The organism is Qipengyuania citrea (genome assembly GCF_009828015.1).
Taxonomy (GTDB): Bacteria; Pseudomonadota; Alphaproteobacteria; order Sphingomonadales; family Sphingomonadaceae; genus Qipengyuania; species Qipengyuania citrea.
On record NZ_WTYG01000002.1, the window covers coordinates 524813 to 541297 of the forward strand.

The window sequence follows — 16485 nt, forward strand, 5'->3', positions numbered from 1 at the left end:
ATGGCGACGACTGTTGGAACCCATTATATCGCCCGGGCCCGCGCCGATGCCGAGGCGCGACTGGTCGAAGCGGACGAAATCGTCGCGCGCCTCCAGCATGCCTGCGGTGGTTCGCTGGGTACGCGTATCGCCATTCCCGAACTGCTTGCGCTGGTCGAGAAGGCCCAGCGTTATGGCCTGCGCCTCGCGCGCCAGTTCGAAGCCATCGACGGCGAGAACCGGGTCACCGCCTGGGTCGAAATCGCGCCGGTAACAAACGAGGCGGGCGAATCCGATGGCTGCGCGATCGACGTGGTCAGCTGGCACAGCGAGGAACTGCCGCCCGAGAACGATATCGAAGCGGCCCGGCGCCGCGTCGAGATCAACCGCCATACGGCCGACTGCACCGCGCGGCTCGATTCGCAGCAGCGGCTCCTGTCGCTCGAAACCGAAGCTTCCGACCTTGCCGAGTTTTCCGAGCAAGCGCGGGCAAAGGTCGGCAAGCCTTGGACCGAGCTGGTCGACCTGCCCGGCACCAGCCACCAGCAGCCGCTGCACTGGCGCCTGCTCGACGGTGCAAGTTGCAGCATCGCGGGGTCGAACCGCAACTGGACCGCGCATCTCGAACCGCTGGGACAGTCGCAGCCCGGCAGCGCGGGTTTCGTGCTCTATCTGACCGCCGACCGGCCGCTGGCCAAGGGCGGTGCCGAGGACGAGGACGAGGGCGCGGAAGGGCCTTCGTTCGGCCGCGACCTCACTCCCGTCCTGCGCCAGCCGATCAATCGGATCATCGCCAACGCCGAGACGATCCGGACCAAGCTGGCGGGACCGCTGGCCGACGAATACAGTTCCTACGCCGCCGATATCGCCACCGCCGCGCAGCACCTGCTCGCGCTGATCGATGATCTGTCCGATCTCGAAGTCGTCGAATCCGAGGATTTCGTGACCGCGCCCGACCGGATCGAACTGGCGGATGTGGCCCGGCGCGCCTGCGGTATCCTAGGCGTGCGCGCGCGCGAGAAGGGCATCACGCTCGTCGCGCCGCCCGAAGGGGAAAGCCAGCTGGCAATCGCCGAATTCCGGCGCGTGTTGCAGATCCTTCTCAATCTCGTCGGCAATGCGATCCGCTATTCGCCCGATGACAGCCAGGTATGGATCCGGCTCGACCGGATCGGCAGCCGCGCACTGATCACCGTCGCCGACCAGGGGCATGGCCTCGGCGAAGACCAGCAGGAACGGATCTTCGAGAAGTTCGAACGGCTCGGCCGCAGCGGCGATGGCGGGTCTGGTCTCGGACTCTACATTTCGCGCCGCATCGCGCGTGCGATGGACGGCGACCTGACCGTCGAAAGCGCGCTGGGGCAGGGCGCGCGCTTCACGCTGTCGGTCCCCGCCGCAGAGGATTTGCGCCAGACACCGCGCTGAAGCCTTGCCGTTGCCGCGCCCGCGCGCAGCGGCAGTAGCATCCCCAACGAAAAACGGGCCTTGCGAGGGGCGGGAAGCCGCCTCGCAAGGCCCGTTCGTGTTACCTGGCGTGAGCCTTAACGCTGGCCGATCTGAACGTAATCGCGTTCGGTCGGGCCGGTGTACAGCTGGCGCGGACGGCCGATCACCTGAGCGGGATCCGAGATCATTTCATTCCACTGCGCGACCCAGCCCACGGTGCGGGCGAGTGCGAACAGCGCGGTGAACATGGTCGTCGGGAAACCGATCGCGTTGAGGATGATGCCCGAGTAGAAGTCGACGTTCGGGAAAAGCTTCTTTTCCTTGAAGTAGTCGTCGTTGAGCGCCAGCTCTTCGAGCTTGAGCGCGGTCTCGAACACCGGATCGTTGACGTTCAGCGCTTCGAACACTTCACGCAGCGTCTGCTGCATCACGGTCGCCCGCGGATCGTAGTTCTTGTACACGCGGTGGCCGAAGCCCATCAGGCGGAACGGGTCGTTCTTGTCCTTGGCGCGCTCGATATAGTGCGGGATGCGATCGGGCGAGCCGATTTCCTGCAGCATGTTGAGCGCCGCCTCGTTGGCGCCGCCGTGCGCCGGACCCCACAGGCAGGCAATGCCGGCCGCGATGCAGGCGAAGGGGTTTGCGCCCGACGAACCGGCCAGTCGCACGGTCGAGGTCGAGGCGTTCTGTTCGTGGTCGGCATGGAGGATGAAGATGCGATCCATTGCACGCTCGATGGCGGGATGGATTTCATATTCCTCGGCCGGCACGCCGAAGGTCATGCGCAGGAAATTGCCCGTGTAGCTCAGCGAGTTGTCGGGCTGCATCATCGGCTGACCGACCGAATACTTATACGCCATGGCGGCGATGGTCGGCATTTTCGCGATCAGCCGGTGGCTTGCGATCTTGCGCTGCTCGGGATCCGAAATGTCGGTGCTGTCGTGATAGAAGGCCGACAGCGCGCCGACCACGCCGCACATGATCGCCATGGGGTGCGCATCGCGGCGGAAACCCTGGTAGAACTGGCGCAGCTGGTCATGCAGCATGGTGTGCCGCGTGATCGTGTAGGTGAAATCGTCGAGCTCGGTCTGCTGCGGCAGTTCGCCGTTGAGCAGCAGGTAGGCGACTTCCATGAACGACGAATTTTCGGCCAGCTGGCCGATCGGATAGCCGCGGTGCAGCAGGATGCCTTCTTCGCCGTCGATATAGGTCAGCGCGCTTTCGCAGCTGGCAGTCGACTTGTAGCCCGGGTCGTAGGTGAACTTGCCGGTGGTGCCGTACAGCTTGCGGATGTCGACCACGTCGGGGCCAACGCTGCCCTGCAGCACGGGGAATTCCTGGGTCTGACCGCCCAGATCGAGGGTTGCCTGCTTGTCGGCCACGCGTGTCTCCTCACTCGTTCTCTTCGGTGCCTGCGGGCGAGGCGGCCTGCGCATCGATACGCAAGAGCGACTCTTCCTTGCCCAACAGGACCAACACATCGAAAATGCCGGGTGACGTCGTCGTCCCCGTCAGTGCTGCGCGCATGGGCTGCGCGAGCTTGCCGAGACCCAGTTCGAGCTGCTCGGCATAGGCCTTCGTAGTGGCTTCCAGAGCCTCGATTGTCCAGTCATTTTGCACATGCAGCATTTCGGACAAACCGGCGAGCCGCGCCCGCGCTTCATCATCGAGCAACCCCGCCGCCTTGTCGGTCATCTGCAAGGGGCGCGTGGCGAAAAGAAATCCTGCACCCTCAGCAAGTTCATTCATGGACCTTGCACGCGTCTTGAGCACAGGCATGGCTTCGGCAAGCAGCGCGCGGTCGGCGTTTTCACCGATCCTGTCGGCGACGATGTCGGCCAGCCGTTCATCATCCGCCTCGCGGATGTAATGGCCGTTGAGGTTCTGCAGTTTCTTGATGTCGAAACGCGCCGGGCCCTTGCCGACGCCATCGAGGTCGAACAGTTCGATCGCTTCGTCGCGGCTGATTTCCTCGCGATCGCCGTGACCCCAGCCGAGCCGCAGCAGGTAGTTGAACAGCGCTTCGGGCAGCACGCCTTCTTCGTCGCGATAGGCTTCGACGCCGACCGCGCCATGGCGTTTCGACATCTTCGCCCCGTCGGGTCCGTGGATCAGCGGGACATGCGCATAGACCGGATCGGGCCAGCCACCCTCGATCGCATCCATCGCGCGGATCACCGGCAGCTGGCGGAAGGCGTTGTTGAGGTGATCGTCGCCGCGAATGATGTGCGTGACGCCCATGTCGTGATCGTCGACCACCACCGCCAGCATATAGGTCGGCGTGCCGTCCGCGCGCAGCAGCACGTAATCGTCGATCTCGGCATTCTTCACCGTGACCTTGCCCTGGACCTGGTCGTGGATCGTGGTTTCGCCCTCGGTCGGTACCTTGAGCCGGATCACATAGGGCGCGCCCGCGGGAGCTTCGCTCGCATCGCGATCGCGCCAGCGGCGGTCGTAGCGCATCGGCTGCTTGTTGGCGCGTTGCTCGGCGCGCATTGCCTCGAGTTCCTCGGGCGTGGCGAAGCATTTGTAGGCATGGCCCGCCTCGAGCAGCTTGTGCGCCACTTCGGCATGGCGCTCGGCGCGGTCAGACTGGAACACCGGCGCATCGTCGAAATCGAGGCCGAGCCAGCCAAGCCCGTCCATGATCTTGTCGATCGCGTCCTGCGTGCTGCGCTTCTTGTCGGTATCCTCGATCCGCAGCAGCGCGCGGCCGCCGTGATGGCGCGCATAGAGCCAGTTGAACAGCGCGGTCCGCGCCCCGCCGATATGCAGATAGCCGGTGGGCGAGGGAGCGAAGCGGGTGACGACCGGAGGGGTCTCGCTGTCACTATCGCTTGCCATTGTCACTCGCTTCCTTTCAAACATTCACATGGCGACACGGGGGACGCCTTCGATACCGATGGGAGAAGCGGGCGAAACCGCCCGCGAAACAGTGCCGCGCCCTTGGCGCATGCGCGGCGCAATGTCCAGTTTGGCAGCCCGGGTCGAGGCATTTCTCGCGGGCGCCGAATTCGATCGCGGTCCATGGCTGGCGGTCGCCTTTGGCTGCGGCATCGGGCTGTGGTTCCTCCTTGCCGGGACGTGGCAATGGCTCACCGTGATCGCCGGTTCGCTGGTCGTCGCCTTCGCAGCCATCGCCGCATGGCGCGGCCGCGAGAACCGCAGTTATGCGCTTGCTGCGCTGCTTTCGATTGCCCTCGGCATATCTGCGGGCACCGCGCTGGTCTGGGCGCGGTCGGCGACAGTGGGTGCCGAGCCGATCCCCTATCCGCGGTTCGAACGGATCGACGGACGGATCCTTGCACGCGAGGAACAGCCGGCGGAAGGACGGGTAAGGCTGGTGCTGGCAGCACGCGACCCCGAGACAGCCCGGGCAGTTGCCTACCGCGGCAATCTGCCGCTGGAAGCCGACGGGCCGCAGCTGCGCGAAGGGGCACGGATCCGTCTGAGCGCGCGGTTGATGCCGCCATCGCCGCCGATCGTCCCGGGTGCTTACAATTTCGCGCGGCGGGCTTGGTTCGATGGCCTGTCCGCCACCGGATCGGTGGTCGGTGACGTCGAACTCGTCGAACCGCCCGCGGAGACGCTTGTGTCGATCGCCGTGATCCAGCGCCGCCTGTCGGCGCATGTGAGGCGCAATCTCGACGGGACGGCGGGCGCCATCGCTGCCACGCTGGCAAGCGGCGACCGCGGTGCGATCCCCGAGGCCGACGAAGAAGCCATGCGCGATGCCGGGCTCACCCATCTGCTTTCGATCAGCGGCCTGCATGTCAGCGCGATTATCGCCGCGACCTATCTGGTGGTGCTGAAACTGCTGGCAGCCTGGCCTTGGCTGGCGCTGCGCGTGCGGTTGCCGTTGGTGGCGGCGGGTGCAGCCGCGCTTGCGGGCATCGGCTACACGCTGCTTACCGGCGCGCAGGTGCCGACCGTTCGCAGCTGCATCGGCGCCTTGCTCGTGCTCGTCGCGATGGCCCTGGGGCGCGAACCCCTGTCGTTGCGGATGGTTGCGATCGCCGCCGGAGTGGTGCTGGCGCTCTGGCCGGAATCGCTGGTCGGGCCGAGTTTCCAGATGAGCTTTGCCGCGGTCATCGCCATTGTCTCGCTCCACAATGCCGCTTGGGTCCGCAGCTTCCTGGCGCCGCGCGAGGAAAGCTGGCTATCGCGCCTGGCACGGCGTGCAGCGATGCTGTTCCTGACCGGGCTGGTCATCGAATTCACGCTGATCCCGATCGTGTTGTTCCATTTCCACCGTGCTGGGCTCTACGGCGCGGCGGCCAATCTGATCGCGATCCCGCTGATAACCTTCGTGTCGATGCCGCTGGTTGCACTGGCGCTCTTTCTCGATCTGGTGGGGGCGGGGGGACCGGCCTGGTGGCTGGTCGGCCAGTCACTCGACGTGCTGCTGGCGATCGCGCATTTCTTCGCCGAGCAACCCGGTTCGGTCAAACTGTCGCCGCGCATCGGCATGGGCACGATGGCGCTCTATATCGGCGGTGCACTGTGGCTGGCGTTGTGGCAGGGCAGGGCAAGACTGTGGGGCGCGGTGCCGATCGCGTTGTCCACGATCCTGATCGTGACCGCCCCGGTTCCCGACTTGCTGATTACCCGTGACGGGCGCGATCTGGGAATCGCCAGCCAGGCCGACCGCCTGCTCGTCCTCCGCGACAGCGGCGGGGGCTATGCGCAGCAGAACCTGCTCGAACTGGCGGGGACCGACCGCGAGCCCATGGCCATCGCAGCGTGGCCGCAGAGCCGCTGCAGCCCCGAGTTCTGCGTGCTCCCCGTCGAGAGAAGCGGAAAGACATGGAGCGTGCTCGTGGCCCGCAATCGCGACTTGATCGCCGAGCGTGCGCTGGCCGCTGCCTGCGGGAAGGCGGATATCGTCGTGGCCGACCGCTTCCTGCCGCGCAGCTGCCGGCCGCGTTGGCTCAAGGCCGATCGGCGCTATCTGCAACGCGAAGGCGGCGTCGCGGTTTATCTCGATCGCGAACGCGTCGATACGGTCGCGCAGGACCAGGGGGCGCATGGCTGGTGGCGGGCACCGCGCCGATAGGGCGCGGTGCGCGTACCATCAGTGATAGCGGCGCAATAGCCCGGCGAGCTTGCCCTGCACCTGAACGCGGTGCGCATCGTAGACCTGGGGGTCATAGGCGCCATTGGCCGGATCGAGGATCACGCGTCCCGCGTCCTTGCGCAGATATTTGAGCGTGGCTTCCTCGTTGTCGACCAGCGCCACCACGATTTCGCCATCGCGCGCGCTGTCGGTCCGTTTCACGAGAGCGAAGTCGCCATCGAAAATGCCGGCCTCGATCATCGAATCGCCCGAGACTTCGAGCGCGTAATGTTCGCCGGGACCGAGCAGGGCAGCGGGAACCGGCATGCTCGACTGGCCTTCGATCGCCTCGATCGGCGCGCCAGCGGCAATCCGTCCGTGCAGCGGCACGTCGATGATGTCGTTGGCGGGTTCGGGTGCCACGGTCTTGGTCGGCATTGCCGCCCCGACCAGGTCGTTCGCAGCACTGGGCTTCTCGCTCCCGGTAACAGCGTCTTCGGGAAGCTTGACCACTTCCAGTGCGCGCGCACGGTTGGGCAGCCGGCGGATGAAACCGCGTTCCTCGAGCGCCGAGATCAGGCGGTGAACGCCCGACTTGCTCTTGAGGTCGAGGGCTTCCTTCATCTCCTCGAAACTCGGGGAAATGCCGGTGTCTTCCAGGCGTTGCTGGATAAAGCGGATCAATTCGTGCTGCTTGGCGGTCAGCATGGTGCGAACTCCCGTATCGCCTGTTCACAAAGCTGTGAACGAATACGGAACAAGTAGGCAACCCGAATCGGCAAGTCAAGCAATTGCGCCGGTTTAGCGGTATGGAGGCGAGAACAGCTGTTCCTGCTTTGCCCCGGGCGCGACGGTTCAGCCGTGCAGCAGCGTCCTGGTCGCAGCAGCGACATCGGCCTGCCGCATCAGGCTCTCACCAACGAGGAAGCTGCGCACACCCGAATCTGCGAGACGGGCACAATCCGCATGCGAGCTGATCCCGCTCTCGCCCACCAGCAGGCTTTCCGCCGGCGCCCGCGGGGCAAGCTGCTCGGTCGTTGCGAGATCGGTGGTGAAGGTTTTCAGGTCGCGGTTGTTCACCCCGATGAGCCGCGAGGAAAGCCGCGCCGCGCGGTCCATTTCGGCGGCGTCGTGGACTTCGATCAGCACATCCATCGAATGGTCGAGCGCGGCCGCCTCGATCTCGGCCATGACGCTGTCATCGAGCGCCGCGACGATGATCAGGATGGCATCGGCACCGAGCGCGCGTGCTTCGGCGACCTGCCACGGGTCGACCATGAAATCCTTGCGCAGGACGGGCAGGTCGCAGGCCTCGCGGGCGGCGATGAGGTAATCCTCATGGCCTTGGAAATAGGGCGCATCGGTCAGCACGGAAAGGCATGCCGCGCCCCCTGCGGCATAGGCCCTGGCATGCGCCGCAGGCTCGAAATCGGCGCGGATCAGGCCCTTCGACGGCGAGGCTTTCTTGATCTCGGCAATAAGTCCGAACCTGTCATCCTGCGCGCGGGCGAGTGCAGCCTGAAACCCGCGCGGCGGGGTCTGCGCACGGATCGCGGTTTCGAGATCGGACAGCGAGCGTTCCTGCTTGCGGGCAGCCACTTCTTCGCGCTTGGTGGCGCAGATTTCTTCCAGCTTGTTCATGTCAAACGCTCAGTGCGATCCAGTCGCGGAGGAGGGTCAGGGCAGCGCCGGAATCGAGCGCCTCGGCAGCGATCTGGGCGCCTTCGGTCCAATCGTCGGTCCGGCCGGCGACGATCAGCGTGGCGGATGCGTTGAACAGCACCGCATCGCGATAGGGGCCGGGGGTGCCTGCCAGCAGCGCCTCGAGCGCGCAGGCGTTGTGCGCCGGATCGCCGCCGCGGATGGCTTCGACCGGGGCGTGCGGCAGATTGGCCTGCACTGCCAGCACGCGGCGCATTTCGAAGCTGTTGCCCGTCACGTCGGCCAGTTCGTTGCCGCCCGCGAGGCTGAGTTCGTCGAGGCCCTCGTCGCCCGAGGCGATGAAGCTGCGCTCGGTTCCGAGCCGGGCCTTGGCCGCGGCATAGATCGGAACATAGGCGGGGCGGGCGATACCGATCAGCTGGCGCCGGACCCCGGCGGGATTGGAAAGCGGCCCCATCAGGTTGAAGATCGTGCGCACCCCGAGCTTCTGGCGGATGGGCTGGATTCGCCCCATTGCCGGGTGGTGGTTCTTGGCGAACAGGAAACAGATGCCCAGTTCGGCGAGCGTCTTCTCCGCGCTGCGGCCTGCCGCTTCCATGTCGAGTCCGAGCGCCTCGAGCGTATCGGCCGCGCCCGCCTTGCTGCTGGCAGCGCGGTTGCCGTGCTTGGCCACCGGGACGCCGCAGGCCGCCACGACCAGGCTGACCGCGGTGGATACGTTGAGCGTATGATGGCCGTCGCCGCCGGTGCCGCAGCAATCGACCGTGCCCTCGGGCGCAGCGATGGGGATCATCCGGTTGCGCAGGGCTCGCGCCGCGCCCGCGATTTCCTCGGAGGTTTCACTGCGCGCTGACATGTCGACCAGGAAACGGGCGATCGCGTCGTCATCGGCTTCGCCATCGAGGATCCAGCCGAAGACTTCTTCGGCCTCGGCTTCGGCAAGGTGCCGGGTGGCATCGGGGAGCTGTTTCATGCGGGCACCTTGGCGGCGATGCCGCAGATGGCAAGGAAGTTCGCCAGCAGGGCGTGGCCGTGTTCGGTGGCGATGCTTTCGGGGTGGAACTGGACACCGTGGAGCGGAAGATCGCGGTGGCGGAACCCCATGACGCTGCTGCCGTCGAGGCCCGGGGTCTCGCTGGTCGCGTTGATCGCCAGGCAATCGGGAATGTCTTCGACCACCAGCGAATGGTAGCGCGTCGCGGTGAAGGGCGAGGGCAGATCGGCAAACACCCCGTCGCCTTCATGCGTGACGGGCGAGGTCTTGCCGTGCATCAGACCGCCGCGCACCACGCGGCCGCCGAAATGCTGGCCGATCGCCTGGTGGCCTAGGCAGACGCCGAGCAGCGGTTTGCCCGCTGCCGCGCAGGCCGCGACGATATCGAGGCTGATGCCGGCTTCGTTGGGAGTGCAGGGTCCGGGAGAAATCAGATAGCCCGCATGACCGCCATCCATCGCCTCGTCCGCCGATATGGCATCGTTGCGCACCACTTCCACGCGGGCGCCCATCTCCATCAGGTAATGGACAAGGTTGAAGGTGAAGCTGTCGTAATTGTCGATTACGAGAATGGATCGGCTGTCGGTCATCGATACAGTCCTTGAAGCGATGGCGACGCGCTTTCAAGCAAGGAAAGGTTTGCAGGCCAGCGCGGCCGGCACCGCGCTTCCCGCAGCCGATCAGCCGGTCTTGCCGGCCAGCTTGTCCGTGGCGCGGACGAGGCCATCGACGATGCCAGGTTCACCGGCGCTGTGACCGGCGTCGGGCACGATCCACAGGTCGGCTTCGGGCCAGGCCTTCTTGAGCGCCCATGCCGCGCCCGGCGGGGTGCAGATGTCGTGGCGGCCCTGAACGATGATCCCGGGTATTCCCGCCAGCGAATCCACGTTCCGCAGGAGCTCGCCTTCCTCGAGGAAGAAGTTCTCGAGGAAGAACTTGGCGCAGATGCGTGCAAACGGAACCGCCTTGGCCGGATCGCCGAAGCTTTCGAGCAGGTCTTCATTGGGCAGCAGTGTCGCGACATGCCCTTCCCACAGCGACCATTCGCGCGCCGCGGCAAGCCGGGTCGCCTCGTCCTCGCTGGTCAGGCGGTTGTAATAAGCGCGCACGAGATCGCCGCGCTCGGCTTCGGGAATGAGACCGGTGAACGCATCCCATTGCTCCGCCATGATCTCGCTCGCGCCATAATCGTAGAGCCACGACTTTTCCTGCTGCCGCGCGAGGAACACGCCGCGCAGCACCAGCTCGCTCACCCGGTCGGGATATTTCTGCGCATAGGCAAGCGCGAGCGTCGAACCCCAGCTGCCGCCGAACGCCTGCCACTTTTGGTGTCCGCACATCTCGCGCAAGCGCTCGATGTCCTCGACGATGCGCCATGTGTCATTGTGTTCTATTTCAGCAAAGGGCAGCGACTTGCCGCAACCGCGCTGGTCGAACAGCAACACGTCGTAGAGTTCAGGGTCCCACTGGCGGCGATGATCGGGAGCCATGCCCCCGCCGGGCCCGCCATGCAGGAAAACCGCCGGCTTGGCGCCCGGTGTGCCCACGCGCTCGTAATACAGCGAATGGCCTTCGCCGACATCGAGCATGCCGGTCTCGTAGGGTTCGATCTCCGGATAGAGCTTGCGGCGGGTATCGGTCATTCGCTTGCTTTCTTTCTGACCACGAGGATCGGGCCGATGGCGGCACCGGTGTCGAGCCGGTCGGTCGCCGGATTCCACAGCAGCGACACGGTATCGACGAGGAACAGCGCGTTCTCGGCCTCGAGCTCGTTCTTGTAGAACCGGGCGAGCTTGCCGAAGGAAATCGGGGCGTTGGAGATCACGAAATGCGCGCGCCCTTCGCCATCGATGCCCACCGCATTGCGGATCTTGCGCGACGGGCCGTCATGGACGATCTGCGGATGGATCTTGCCGTCGACGATCAGCATCGGCCCCGACTGCGTGCCGAATTGCGGGCGCTCGGTGACATTGGCGAGGAACCAGTCGGTCTCGCGCACCTGCCAGTCGCCGCCGCTGCCGTAGAACACCCCGTTGGGTTTCATGTAGAAATTGCCCGAGCCCGATCCGGTGTCGAGTTCGCCCAATCGTTTGGAATCTTCCACGAAATAGCCCGCCGGGCGTTCGCCTTCGCCGAAAATCCCCGCGTTCATCGCGAAGGCGATGGTGTCGCCGTCATTGGCATCGGCATATCTGGCGAGGCTGCCGTAGCGCGATCCGCCCCGGTCGAGCGCAGTCGAGATCTGGTGCCGTTCGGGCACCGCGAGGCAGTGCGTCAGCGGCGTATCTTCGAAAATGATCGAGCGGCAGGCGCTTTCGACCTGGCTCGCCAGCGTCGCCGCCGGAGTGGGCGTGTCGCCGGCTGCATCCTGCGGCTGTCCGTCGATCCGCGCGCGGGCCACCGGTTCGCCCTCGGGCTGGGCTTCGCATGCAGTCAGCGCGAGCAGCGCCAGCGCGGCAAGTGTCGTTCTCATTGGCCGAATCCGGGTTCCTTCGCGAGGCGGACGGCTTCCTTCGCCGCAGCGAGCAGGGCGCCCGCTTTCGCTTCGCATTCTCTCTGCTCATACGCGGGTTCGCTATCGGCGACTATCCCCGCGCCGGCCTGCACATGCATGGTTCCGTCCTTCACCACCGCAGTGCGCAGCACGATGCAGCTGTCGACCGAACCATCGGGCGCGAAATAGCCCACGCCGCCGGCATAGGGGCCGCGCGTCGCCGGCTCGAGTTCCGCGATGATCTCGCAGGCGCGCACCTTGGGCGCACCGCTGACCGTGCCCGCGGGGAAGCCGGCGAACAGCGCATCGATCGCGTCTTTCGCCGGATCGAGCTGGCCGGTCACATTGCTGACGATATGCATCACGTGGCTGTAGCGTTCGACCATGAAACTGTCGGTGACGGTCACGCTGCCCGATTGTGCCACGCGTCCGACATCGTTGCGGCCCAGGTCGAGCAACATGAGGTGTTCGGCGCGTTCCTTCGGGTCGGCCAGCAGCGAGCGTTCGGCGTCGCGATCCTCTGCCTGCGTCGCGCCGCGCGGGCGAGTGCCGGCGATGGGCCGGATGGTCACTTCGCCTTCGCGCACGCGGACCAGGATTTCCGGGCTCGACCCCACGATCGCAAACCCGGGCATGTCGAGGAAATAGAGGAAGGGTGAGGGATTGACCCGTCTGAGCGCGCGGTAAAGCGCCATCGGCGGCAGTTCGAACGGGGTGGCGAAGCGCTGTGACAGCACGACCTGGAAGATGTCGCCGGCCTCGATATAGTCCTTCGCACGCAGCACCATCGCCTCGTAGTCCGCGGCGGGCATCGTCGGCGTCAGAGCGGGTTCGGGATGATCGGCGGCGCGTGTTTCCGACGGGATCGCCGGCCGGGCGAGCCTGCGCAGCACCTCGTCGATGCGTTCGCCCGAACGTTCGATCGAACCGCCCGACCATACCGGGGCGATGCAAAACAGCGCGTCGCTGAGCCGGTCGAACACCAGCAGCACGGTCGGCCGCACGAACAGCATGTCGGGTACGTCAAGCGCACCCTGCGGCGGGCGCGGGAGTTTTTCGACCAGCCCGATGGTCTCATAACCGAAATGCCCGACGAGGCAGGCGAGGGCGGGAGGCAGTTCGCCGGGAACAGCACAATGGCAGCTTTCAACCAGTGCGCGCAAGCTGTCGAGCGTGCCGGCATCGCACGCCTCGAAAGCCTCGCGGTCGTGTTGCCAGCGACGGTTTATCGCCGCGCTGTCGCCCGTTGCGCGAAACACCAGATCGGGATCGAGCCCGATGAGGCTGTAACGGCCGCGGACTTCGCCGCCCTCGACCGATTCGAGCAGGAAGTCGCCGCGCCCTTCCTCGAACAGTTTGAGCGCCGCGCCGACAGGGGTTTCGGTATCGGCCACGATTTCGCGCCAGATCAGCGAGGGAGTGCCCTGCGCCAGTGCGGTGCGCGCCCGGTCGACGCCTTTCAGGCCGTTATCCAACTGGACCTCAGTTGCCGGAGAGCTGGGCACGCACGGCTTCGATCGCCGTGGCATTGCGCGAGACGCCCAGTTCTTCGCGCATCGCGCGGCTGAACTGTTCGGCGTATTCTTCGCCCAGCAACGGACCCATCTGGCGGGTGGCCTGCGCGATCAGGGGATCGTCGCCGGCGATCTCGCCCATGGTGATATCATCGACATCGACCACGAAGAAACCGGCATTGTTGCCCGCTTCGAGCCGCTTCGTCGTTCCCTCGGCCATGCTGAACAGCAGGGCGATCGGGGGCGGGATGCGCTGTTCGCGCTGGCGCGCGAGATCTTCGCGGGTCATGTCGACGCTCTGCGCGGGGGGAACGCGGCGCTCCTCCTCGGCGAGCGCGGCGGCCATCGTCTTGCCCGACCGCACGCGTGCGATCACCCGGTCGGCCGCGGCCTGCGCGGCTTTCATGCCCTCGGTAGCACGCCAGCGCGCTTCGACCGCATCGGCGATCTGTGCATAGGGGGCGACGGCAGCGGGCGTGATATCGTCCACTTCGTAAACCAGATAGGTCTGCCCGCTCTCGATCGGGGCGATCTCGGGTTCTTCGACTTCCATCTGGAACAGCGTGGCAAGGGCGGGCTGGAGCACCTCGGGCACCGTGCCGCGGGGCTCGTCGAACAGCTGGCCATTGGCGAGAACCGGGCCGACCGTTTCCAGCTCGAGACCCAGTTCTTCGCCCACTTCGCTGAGCGTGGCGCCGTTTCCGAGCTGCTCTTCGATCTCGCTTGCGAGATCGGCCAGGCCGCGCACCCGCTTTTCCGCGCGCAGCGTATCGGTGATATCGCCGCGCACCTGGCTCAGCGAGCGGGCAGGAGTGGTTTCGACCGCGTCGATCCGCGCGACATGCCAGCCCAGCGGGCTGCGCGCGGGCGTGGTCATCGCGCCGCGTTCGGTGGAGAAATAGGCTGCGGCGACCGCAGGCGACGCCTGGCTCGCGAGACCTTCGCGAACGACATCGACCACGGGCGAAGCGCGCAGTCCCGCCTCGCGGGCGACCTGTTCGAACGACGCGCCACCGGCAACGCGGTCACGGATCGACTTGGCGGCGGCTTCTGTCGGTACGATCAGCTGGGTGACGTCGCGGGTTTCAGCAGCGGCGTATTGTTCGGCATCGCGTTCATAGCGCGCGGCGATTTCGGCATCGGTCGGTTCCGCCCTGTCGCCCAGTGCTGCCGCGTCGAAGGTGGCATAGCGGATCGTCCGGCGTTCCGGCCGTACGAACGCATCACGGTTCGCATCGTAATAGGCGCGCAAGACCTTGGGGTCGGCTGCGCCGCTCGGGGCGTATGTCGCTGCGGGGAGCAACGCGATCGAACCTTCGCGCCGTTCCTTGAACAATTGCGCATAACGGTACGCAAACTTGTCGGGCACGGTCGCTCCGAAGCTCGCGGGAAGCAGCATCTGCTGCGACAGCAGGCCGATCCCCAAGTCCTCGCGCACGTCGGCATCGCTCAGCCGCTGCAGGGCCAGCGCCTGACGATAGGTATCCTCGCTGAAATTGCCGTCTGGGCCGCGGAACGCGGGAATCATCCGGATTTCGCTGTTGACCAGATTGTCGCCCGCCCGGAGCCCGTAGCGCTGGGCATACTCCTTCAGCGCGGCGCGGCTGATCAGCGCTTCGAGCGCGGAATCGAGCCCCCCACCGCGCAGGAAGGCCTGCATGGTGGCCGTAGGCTGGTCCTGCCGCACCCGGTCGAGCCCGTTGTTCGCGCCCTGGATCAGATCCGCAGTGGATATCTTTTCATCCCCGACGACAGCCACGCGGTCACCGCCCGCGATGCCGCCGAAAGTCCCGGTGGACGAAACATCCGCGCTGGCGAACGCCAGGGCGATCAGACCGAGGAAGGCGAGCGCGATTGCCAGCCCGAGCTTGGTCTTGAAGAAATTGCGGAAGAATTGGAACATGATAGACGGACGATCCGGTTGGATGGCTGCTGTTGTTCAGGCGGAGCCTGGATGGGTTGGGGCGCTTTATCCCCCCTGCGACCTCGCGGCAACAGGTTGCAAAGGGTTTTGACGCGGGAAGAAACCTTGTCTAGCGGAGCGCATTCCAAGCCCCATATAGCGGGCCACACATTTCAATAAATCGCAGGACCAAGACATGGCCGAACGGCCCTACATCGTCGGAAACTGGAAAATGAACGGCACGCGCGCCATGCTTTCCGAAGCACGCGCGATCGATCGTGCCGCGCAGCGTTACATGAAGGTCGAGGTCGCCGTGGCGCCTCCCTACACGCTGATTCACGCAGTCCATAAGGAAGCCGAACAGATCGGCGTCGGCGCGCAGGATTGCCACCCGGGCGCGGAAGGTGCGCATACCGGGGACATCAATTCCTCCATGGTTGCCGATGCAGGCGCGAAGTTCGTGATCCTGGGCCACAGCGAACGGCGCCAGGGCCACGGCGAAAGCAACGAACTGATCAACGCCAAGATCGAATCGGCCATCGAGTCGGGCCTGCGCATCATCCTCTGCTGCGGCGAACCGCTCGATACGCGTGACGCGGGCAAGGCCGAAGAATACGTGCTGGCCCAGATCAAGGCCGCTCTGACGGTGGTCGAAGATCCCGCCGAACGCCTGACGATCGCTTACGAACCGATCTGGGCGATCGGTACCGGGCGCACCGCAACCGGCGAGGATATCGCAGCCATGCACGGGGCTATCCGCCGGCTGCTCGACGAAACCTATGGCGAAGAGGAATCCGCCAAGGTCCGCATCCTCTATGGCGGTTCGGTGAAGCCCGACAATGCGCGCGAGATCCTCGCGACCCCCGATGTGGGCGGCGCGCTGGTCGGCGGTGCCAGCCTGTCGGCGGAAAGCTTCCTCGGGATCGTGGTCGGCGCCTCTGAAGCCGAAGAGGCCTGATCGCACCCGACCTTGCCGTTTGCCGCCGGCGCGCCTAGATGCGCGTGAGCTCCGCTAAAGCCTTTCCAAGAGTATTCGCATGTTCCTGTTCCTAACCGTCGTCCAGGCGATCATCGCAGCCGCGCTTGTCGGCGTCATCCTGATGCAGCGCTCCGAAGGCGGTGGGCTTGGCATCGGTGGCAGCCCGTCGGGCATGCTCAGCGCGCGCGGAGCCGCGGATTTCCTGACCCGTTCGACCAAATGGCTCGCGGTGCTGTTCGTCGTCCTGTCGATCGCGCTGGCTGCAGTCGCAGTCGAGACGACCGGCAGCGACGCCATCGAATCGACGCTCGATCGCACGGTTGCACCGGCGGATCCGCTGGGTGCGGCCACGACCGGCGAAGCCGCTCCTGCCGCCGATCCCCTGAGCGCTCCTGCGGACGGCGATCCGCTGTCCGGCGCGACCGAATAATCTCCATTCCATCGCAGAGCTGTGGATT

The 16485-nt window shown here is 65.7% G+C and carries 14 protein-coding genes; 4 read left to right on the forward strand and 10 right to left on the reverse strand.

All coding sequences use genetic code 11. The features are described from left to right. On the forward strand, positions 1–1404 hold the full coding sequence (locus GRI55_RS08040) for a sensor histidine kinase (protein WP_160766773.1): 1404 nt from the start codon (positions 1–3) through the stop codon (positions 1402–1404). A gap of 116 nt (positions 1405–1520) precedes the next feature. Here the strand turns inward: GRI55_RS08040 and GRI55_RS08045 are convergent, their stop codons facing one another. Together GRI55_RS08045 and gltX are read right to left on the reverse strand one after the other, a co-directional pair. Beyond that, on the reverse strand, positions 1521–2807 hold the full coding sequence (locus GRI55_RS08045) for a citrate synthase (protein WP_050601243.1): 1287 nt from the start codon (positions 2805–2807) through the stop codon (positions 1521–1523). Positions 2808–2817: 10 nt separating this feature from the next. Then, a complete protein-coding gene (gene gltX / locus GRI55_RS08050; protein ID WP_160766774.1) occupies positions 2818–4269 on the reverse strand; it encodes a glutamate--tRNA ligase in 1452 nt (483 codons plus the stop codon). Between the two features lie 121 nt (positions 4270–4390). Here gltX and GRI55_RS08055 point away from each other — a divergent pair, with 121 nt between their 5' ends. After that, the gene (locus tag GRI55_RS08055; RefSeq protein ID WP_237452452.1) at positions 4391–6481 is read left to right on the forward strand and encodes a ComEC/Rec2 family competence protein; all 2091 of its coding nucleotides are present in this window, start codon (positions 4391–4393) and stop codon (positions 6479–6481) included. Positions 6482–6499: 18 nt separating this feature from the next. On the opposite strand, the gene lexA is transcribed toward GRI55_RS08055, so the two are convergent. The 8 genes from lexA to GRI55_RS08095 form a co-directional block, all read right to left on the reverse strand. After that, entirely contained in the window at positions 6500–7189 is a 690-nt protein-coding gene (gene lexA / locus GRI55_RS08060; protein WP_160766776.1) for a transcriptional repressor LexA, read from the reverse strand. A gap of 147 nt (positions 7190–7336) precedes the next feature. Then, positions 7337–8122 carry an indole-3-glycerol phosphate synthase TrpC gene (gene trpC, locus GRI55_RS08065; RefSeq protein ID WP_160766777.1) on the reverse strand — a complete coding sequence of 262 codons (786 nt, stop codon included), beginning with the start codon at positions 8120–8122 and terminating at the stop codon, positions 7337–7339. A gap of 1 nt (position 8123) precedes the next feature. Further along, positions 8124–9116, reverse strand: coding sequence for an anthranilate phosphoribosyltransferase (trpD, locus tag GRI55_RS08070; RefSeq protein WP_160766778.1), 993 nt, complete (start codon positions 9114–9116; stop codon positions 8124–8126). Further along, positions 9113–9727, reverse strand: coding sequence for an anthranilate synthase component II (locus GRI55_RS08075; protein ID WP_050601249.1), 615 nt, complete (start codon positions 9725–9727; stop codon positions 9113–9115). Before GRI55_RS08075 ends, trpD begins: the two co-directional genes overlap by 4 nt. Before the next feature lie 90 nt (positions 9728–9817). Continuing rightward, complete coding sequence (gene pip / locus GRI55_RS08080; RefSeq protein ID WP_160766779.1) at positions 9818–10780, reverse strand: prolyl aminopeptidase; 963 nt, start codon at positions 10778–10780, stop codon at positions 9818–9820. Next, positions 10777–11610 (reverse strand): phosphodiester glycosidase family protein, encoded by an 834-nt coding sequence (locus GRI55_RS08085; protein WP_160766780.1) that lies wholly within the window; start codon positions 11608–11610, stop codon positions 10777–10779. The genes pip and GRI55_RS08085 overlap by 4 nt, the downstream gene beginning before the upstream one ends. Continuing rightward, positions 11607–13160: an anthranilate synthase component I gene (trpE, locus tag GRI55_RS08090; RefSeq protein WP_160766781.1), complete on the reverse strand. Its 1554-nt coding sequence runs from the start codon at positions 13158–13160 to the stop codon at positions 11607–11609. The genes GRI55_RS08085 and trpE overlap by 4 nt, the downstream gene beginning before the upstream one ends. After that, on the reverse strand, positions 13114–15048 hold the full coding sequence (locus tag GRI55_RS08095) for a peptidylprolyl isomerase (protein ID WP_160766782.1): 1935 nt from the start codon (positions 15046–15048) through the stop codon (positions 13114–13116). The genes trpE and GRI55_RS08095 overlap by 47 nt, the downstream gene beginning before the upstream one ends. Positions 15049–15244: 196 nt before the next feature. Between GRI55_RS08095 and tpiA the strand changes: the two genes are divergently transcribed. Together tpiA and secG are read left to right on the forward strand one after the other, a co-directional pair. Continuing rightward, positions 15245–16006 (forward strand): triose-phosphate isomerase, encoded by a 762-nt coding sequence (gene tpiA / locus GRI55_RS08100; RefSeq protein ID WP_050601253.1) that lies wholly within the window; start codon positions 15245–15247, stop codon positions 16004–16006. Between the two features lie 79 nt (positions 16007–16085). Continuing rightward, entirely contained in the window at positions 16086–16457 is a 372-nt protein-coding gene (gene secG / locus GRI55_RS08105; RefSeq protein WP_063507142.1) for a preprotein translocase subunit SecG, read from the forward strand. The last annotated feature ends 28 nt before the right edge of the window (positions 16458–16485 follow it).